Origin of the sequence: Mycobacterium sp., assembly GCF_035314665.1 — a bacterium.
Taxonomy (GTDB): domain Bacteria; phylum Actinomycetota; class Actinomycetes; order Mycobacteriales; family Mycobacteriaceae; genus Mycobacterium.
The window spans coordinates 1-7,034 of sequence record NZ_DATFZD010000116.1 but is presented as its reverse complement, the minus strand read 5'-3'; the positions used below and the strand labels follow the sequence as shown (position 1 = coordinate 7,034).

The following is a 7,034-nucleotide window of genomic DNA, read 5'->3' as shown; positions in this document are numbered from 1 at the left end:
TGCGTCCCAGCCATCATCCCAGCACCGAAGCTTCCACGCAGATGGCGATGGACTACTTGGCCCAGTCGCCGGCTGCGCGGGCTGCCCGCCAGGCAGCCCAAGCCGATCAGCGGTCCAGATCTGCTGAGAACGACGCATCGGAGAGCTCAGCCTAGGAAGGCCGGGATGGGCTCGGCGACTGCCTGGGGAACCGTGTTCGTCACATCGAACCGTTGCTCGCCTGGCCGACCCCCGCCACTTACGGGGTCATCGGCGATCCGATCTACCGTCGCGGTTGCGATCGCACCGCCTGCCCGCTCCGTAGGAAGCTCCCGTCGCCGCGAGATTTGCGTTGCACCAAAGCAATTCGCAGATCGAGCGGAGTAACTCGTGACACTTCAATTATCTGAATTCAGACTGCGCATTCGCAAACGTCTCAGTGCTGTTCGATCATTCGGAGTTTCCCCTCGGCACTTGCATACTGCTTTTTGGGCTAACGTCAATGCCCGATGCCGCCGAGGAAAAGGACCGATTCTGCTGTCGGCCTATACGATGACCTAATCCGGGTTCTGGCCGTCGCCTGGTTGCGCGGTCTGGGGTCCGTTGGGCTCGACCACGTCGGCCGAGCATCGGCATAACCGCAGGTGGAGCCCTTAGCGGCGATGGACGCGTGATTCTTAGATAATGCATGGGAAGAACCCGACACATACCGGCCACAGCATGGTTTACTCGTCCGTAGACTGGTCGCGCTCGTATCGAGGCGCCGCTCGCGTTCGGGACGGGTGAAGGGGATGCCGATCGTTAGAGTGCTCAGGCGCGTATGGATACCGCCGGTTGCATTGACGGTGATCGGATGTGGGGATTCACCGTGTCATTGGTTCGCGCAATCTTCGCGTCGGAGAAGCACTCATCTGACGCAGACTCTCAGGTTGCGGACACCGAGCCGTTCCACTCGAAGTCCGGCATTTACGCTAGCGATTCTGAGCCGAACGACGTGAACGCCTACACATATTGTCTGGATATGAGCGCATGAGCAGACATCACGCGCCCTACGAGCGCATCAAACGACCATTCGTAGCGGGAACGGTCCGTAAATTAGCGGTGTCGGTGATTCTTGGGTGGTTGGGGATCGCCCTCTTAGTGAGTGTCGGCGTGCCGTCACTGGAGCAGGTCTCGAAAGAACATGCGGTATCACTGAATGCCAGCGATGCGTCCTCGGTAAAGGCAATGGCGCGCATAGGGAAGGCATTCAAGGAATCCGACTCCGACAGCATGGCGATGATCGTCTTAGAAGGTGATCGACCCCTCGGCCAAGATGCGCACCAATATTATGCCGATCTAGTTCGTCAGCTGAGATCTGACACCAAGAGCGTGCAACACATTCAGGATTTCTGGGGGGATCCGCTTACGGCTGCGGGTGCGCAAAGTGCCGACGGTAAGGCTGCGTATGTTCAATTGAACCTCGTCGGTAACCAAGGCGGACCGCTGTCCAACCAATCCGTCGACGCTGTTCGGAAGATCGTGGAGCGTACTCCTGCGCCGAAGGGAGTAAAGGCCTATGTCACCGGTCCGGCGGCGCTGGCAGCGGACCTGAACCAGAGTGGCGACAAAACGGTCGTGAAGATCATGGTGACAACTGTCGCGGTGATCTTCATCATGTTGCTCTTTGTGTACCGCTCGGTCACTACCGTAATTCTATTGTTAGCAATGGTGGGGATCGAGTTGGCGGCGGCTCGGGGAATTGTCGCATTCCTGGGCGATCACGAGATCATTAGGCTGTCGACTTTTGCTATCAATATCTTGGTATCCCTCGCGATCGCTGCGGGAACGGACTACGGGATATTTTTCATCGGGCGGTATCACGAGGCGCGTCAGGCTGGCGAAAATCGGGAACAGGCGTACTACACCGCCTATCGCGGAGTCGCTCCCGTCGTCTTGGCCTCGGGTTTGACGATTGCGGGCGCGACGTATTGCCTTAGTTTCGCCCGATTGCCGGTTTTCCAAACTATGGGCGCCCCATGCGCGGTGGGCATGACTGTCGCGGTCGCGGTCGCGCTGACCCTGGTTCCCGCGGTTCTTGCCGTCGGTAGTCGTTTTGGTCTCCTTGATCCCAAGCGAACGCTCCAGGTGCGGGGATGGCGACGGGTGGGCACTGCCGTCGTGCGCTGGCCCGCGCCGATTTTCGTCGCGACGTGCGCGGTTGCCCTCGTCGGCCTGCTGGCACTTCCCGGATACAAGGTGAGCTACAAAGACCGGGACTACATACCCAAGACCGTGCCCGGCAACGTCGGAATGGCAGCCGCAGAGCGGCACTTTTCGCAGGCGCGCATGCAGCCGGAAATTCTGATGGTCGAGTCCGATCACGATATGCGCAATTCTGCCGACTTCCTGGTCTTGGACAAACTCGCCAAGGGGATTTTCCGAGTTGAAGGAGTTGCCCGGGTGCAGAGCATAACTCGGCCGCAGGGCACTCCTCTCGAACACACGTCTATACCGTTTTTGCTCAGCATGCAAAATGCCGGGCAGATGCAGTACTTGCAGGTCGCCAAAAGCCGGCTGGACGACATGACGAAGCTAGCCGACCAGCTGAACGGAACCATCAATTCGCTGCAACGGATGAACGGCCTGATGAACCAGCTGGTCGGTACGACCCACCACGTGGCGGGCACTACAAGAGACACGTTGGCCATCACCAACGAGGTGCGCGATGACATTGCCGATTTCGACGACACGTTCCGGCCACTCCGCAGCTACTTCTACGCAGATCCGCACTGCTACAACATCCCCATCTGCTGGGGAATCCGGTCCATGTACAACGCCACCGACGGTGTCGACAGGCTCAGCGAGAAGGTCGCCGACCTCAGCAAAGACGTGGATTCCGTCGATACCGTGGTGCCGCAGCTGGTCGCGCTGCTTCCGCCGCAGATCGAAACGATGAAGAGCCTGCGGACCATGGTGCTGACCATGCACAGCACCATGTCCGGGATGTTCGACCAGGTGAATGAACAGAGCGACGACGCGACCGCGATGGGCCACGACTTCGACGCCGCGAAAACTGACGACTCCTTCTACTTGCCACGCGAGGTGTTCTCCAACCCGGACTTCCAGCGTGTCGAGAAGCTGTTTCTGTCTCCGGACGGGAAGGCGGCGCGGTTCATCATTTCGCATAAGGAAGATCCCGCGACAGACGAGGGCATGTCGCGTATCGACGCGATCAGGACGGCCGCCTACGAGTCCCTCAAGGGCACGGCGCTGGAGGACTCCAAGATCTACATTTCCGGCACCGCTGCGCTATTCAAGGACTTGAAAGAAGCGTCGCATTACGATTTCTTGATCGCGGGCATTTCCTCGCTTTGCATGATTTTCATCATCATGTTGATCATCACGCGAAGTCTTGTTGCCGCCCTGGTAATTGTCGGCACGGTGGCGCTTTCTTTGGGGGCTTCATTCGGGCTATCCGTGCTGGTTTGGCAATATTTCCTCGGTGTCAATTTGCACTGGCTCGTGATGGTGATGTCCGTCATCATTCTTTTGGCGGTGGGATCTGATTACAACCTGCTCTTGGTCGCACGGTTCAAAGAGGAGATCGGCGCCGGGCTGAAGACAGGCATCATCCGTGCGATGGGCGGCACCGGCAAGGTGGTGACGGCCGCGGGTCTGGTATTCGCTTTCACCATGGCCTCCATGATCGTCAGCGACAACCGCGCTGTCGGCCAGGTGGGAACCACCATCGGTCTCGGTCTGCTGTTCGACACCCTGATCGTTCGCTCATTCATGACGCCGTCGATCGCGGCGCTGCTGGGACGCTGGTTCTGGTGGCCGATGAATGTTCGCTCGCGCCCGGCCCGCGCCAACGGCCAGCGCTTGTCAGGCGACGCTGGTTTCGAGGATGTGGCGGAGACCGAGGTCACTGCACCGCTGGCGAACGGGAACGGCGCACTGAACGGCAACGGTTCAACGCACCTACACGTCTACCACGGGCACGGGTAGCTTGCTGCTGGACAACTGACGGCGCGGCGTCGGCTTCATCAGCGGAACGCCTCGTCGATGATCTCCTGCTGTTCGACGGCGTGCACCTTCGATGAGCCCGACGACGGCGCCGACATGGCCCGACGCGAAATGCGTTTGATCCCAGTCAGTCTGCCCGGGAACAGCTCGGGCAGCTCCAAGCCGAACCGGGGCCACGCGCCCTGGTTGGCCGGCTCCTCCTGCACCCAGAAATACTCGCTGACGTTCGGGTAGTGGTCCAGCATTTCGCGGATCCGCTTGAACGGCAGCGGCGCGAGCTGTTCGATGCGCACGATCGCGACGTCGTCCCGGTCGTCCTTGGCCTTGCGGGCAGCCAGCTCGTAGTAGATCTTCCCACTGGTCAGCAGCATCCGGGTCGCCTTGCTGCGGTCTCCGACGCCTTCCACGTAGGTGGGCTCCTCGAGCAACGAGTGGAACTTGGTTTCGGTGAACTCTTTGATGTCGCTGACCGCTGCTTTGTTGCGCAGCATGGACTTTGGCGTGAACACGATCAGCGGGCGCTGCACGCCGTCGAGGGCGTGCCGACGCAGCAAGTGGAAGTAGTTGGCCGGGGTCGACGGCATCGCGATCGTCATCGAACCCTCTGCCCACAGCTGCAGGAAGCGTTCGATGCGGCCGGAGGTGTGGTCGGGCCCTTGGCCTTCGTGGCCGTGCGGCAGCAGCAGCACCACACTGGACAGCTGCCCCCACTTCGCCTCGCCGGAGCTGATGAACTCGTCGATGATCGACTGCGCACCGTTGACGAAATCGCCGAACTGGCCTTCCCACAGCACGAGTGCGTCCGGATTGCCGACGGTGTAGCCGTATTCGAAGCCGACGGCCGCGTACTCCGACAGCGGCGAGTCGTACACCATGAACTTGCCGCCGGTCGGGTTGCCGTCGCGATCGACGGTCAATAGCCGCAGCGGGGCGAACTCTGCGCCGGTGTGGCGATCGATGATCACCGAATGCCGCTGGGAGAAGGTGCCCCGGCGGGTGTCCTGGCCGGATAGCCGTACCAACTTGCCCTCGGCCACCAGTGAGCCCAGCGCCAACAGCTCGCCGAACGCCCAGTCGATCTTGCCCTCGTAGGCCATCTCTCGGCGCTTTTCCAGCACCGGGACGACGCGCGGGTGCGCGGTAAACCCGTCGGGGAGGGCGAGGAACGCGTCGCCGACGCGGGCCAGCAATGCCTTGTCCACTGCGGTATCGAGTCCCGCGGCGAGCATCTGGTTGGACTCCACCGATGCGCTCGGTTGTACGCCGTGCTTTTCCAGCTCGCGGACGTCGTTGAAAACCCGCTCCAGCTGGCCCTGGTAGTCGCGCAGCGCGTCCTCGGCCTCTTTCATCGAGATGTCACCACGGCCGATCAGCGCTTCAGTGTACGTCTTTCGGACTCCGCGCTTGGTGTCGACGACGTCGTACATCGCGGGGTTGGTCATCGATGGGTCATCGCCCTCGTTGTGCCCGCGGCGTCGGTAGCACAGCATGTCGATGACGACGTCTTTCTTGAACTTCTGCCGGAAGTCCACGGCCAGGCGCGCCACCCACACGCACGCCTCCGGGTCGTCGCCGTTGACGTGAAAGATGGGTGCTCCGATCATCTTTGCGACATCGGTGCAGTATTCGCTGGACTTGGAGTATTCCGGCGACGTGGTGAAGCCGATCTGGTTGTTGACGATGATGTGGATTGTGCCGCCGACGCGGTAGCCGGGTAGCTTCGCCAGGTTCAGCGTCTCGGCGACCACGCCCTGGCCCGCGAACGCGGCGTCGCCGTGCAGCATCAGCGGCATCACCGAGAAGGCTTTTTCGTTTTCGCTGTCGATCGGCCCATGGTCGAGCAGGTCCTGCTTGGCCCGAACCAGGCCCTCGAGCACAGGGTCGACGGCCTCCAGGTGTGACGGGTTTGCGGTGAGCGACACTTGAATGTCGTTGTCGCCGAACATCTGTAGATACACACCGGTGGCGCCGAGGTGGTATTTGACGTCGCCGGAGCCGTGCGCCTGGGCGGGGTTCAGATTGCCTTCGAACTCCGAGAAGATTTGGGAGTAAGGCTTTCCGACGATATTGGCCAGCACGTTGAGCCGGCCGCGGTGCGGCATCGCGATGACCACCTCGTCGAGCCCGTGCTCGGCGCACTGGTCGATCGTCGCGTCCATCAGCGGGATGGTGCTTTCCGCGCCCTCCAGCGAGAACCGCTTCTGCCCAACGTATTTGGTTTGCAGAAAGGTCTCGAATGCCTCGGCCGCGTTGAGCTTGCTCAAGATGTATTTCTGTTGGGCCACAGTCGGTTTGACGTGCTTGGTCTCGACGCGCTGCTCCAACCATTCCAGCTGTTCGGGGTCGAGGATGTGGGTGTACTCCACGCCGATGTGACGGCAGTAGGCGTCGCGCAACAAGCCGAGAATGTCGCGCAGCTTCTTGTACTCAGCACCGGCGAAGCCGTTGACTTTGAACACCCGGTCGAGGTCCCACAGTGTCAGGCCGTGGGTCAGCACTTCGAGATCGGGGTGGCTGCGGAAGCGGGTGTTGTCCAAGCGCAGTGGGTCGATGTCTGCCATCAGGTGGCCGCGGTTGCGGTACGCGGCGATCAACTCCATTACGCGCGCGTTCTTGTCGACGATCGAATCCGGGTTGTCGGTGCTCCACCGGATCGGCAAGTACGGGACGCCCATCTCCCGGAAGATCTCGTCCCAGAAGTCGTCGGCGAGCACCATCTCGTGGATGGTGCGCAGGAAGTCTCCCGATTCTGCGCCCTGGATGATGCGGTGGTCGTACGTCGAGGTCAGGGTGATCAGCTTGCCGATACCCAGTTCGGCGATGCGCTCCGGGCTGGCACCCTGTAATTCCGCCGGGTACTCCATTGCTCCCACGCCGATGATGGCGCCCTGGCCCGCCATCAGCCGCGGCACCGAGTGCACGGTGCCGATGGTGCCGGGGTTCGTCAGCGAAATCGTCACGCCGGCAAAGTCTTCGGCGGTCAGCTTGCCATCACGGGCCCGGCGGACGATGTCTTCGTAAGCGGTGACGAACTGCCCGAATCGCAT

General features: G+C 61.2%; 3 protein-coding genes. 2 read left to right on the top strand and 1 reads right to left on the bottom strand.

What is annotated here, in order from left to right; genetic code table 11:
* Positions 1-799 precede the first annotated feature (799 nt).
* Positions 800-1,012: an MmpS family transport accessory protein gene (locus tag VKI00_RS33755; protein WP_414687153.1), complete on the top strand. Its 213-nt coding sequence runs from the start codon at positions 800-802 to the stop codon at positions 1,010-1,012.
* Complete coding sequence (locus tag VKI00_RS08600; RefSeq protein ID WP_324436734.1) at positions 1,009-3,969, top strand: RND family transporter; 2,961 nt, start codon at positions 1,009-1,011, stop codon at positions 3,967-3,969. The genes VKI00_RS33755 and VKI00_RS08600 overlap by 4 nt, the downstream gene beginning before the upstream one ends.
* A 38-nt stretch (positions 3,970-4,007) precedes the next feature.
* Here the strand turns inward: VKI00_RS08600 and VKI00_RS08595 are convergent.
* The coding region (locus VKI00_RS08595) for a multifunctional oxoglutarate decarboxylase/oxoglutarate dehydrogenase thiamine pyrophosphate-binding subunit/dihydrolipoyllysine-residue succinyltransferase subunit (RefSeq protein ID WP_324436732.1) at positions 4,008-7,034 on the bottom strand (3,027 nt) is incomplete at its 5' end.

Excerpts from the sequence above, each read along its gene's own strand:
- VKI00_RS08600 (WP_324436734.1), top strand. The coding sequence starts at position 1,009 with ATGAGCAGACATCACGCGCCCTACGAGCGCATCAAACGACCATTCGTA.
- VKI00_RS33755 (WP_414687153.1), top strand. The coding sequence starts at position 800 with ATGGATACCGCCGGTTGCATTGACGGTGATCGGATGTGGGGATTCACC.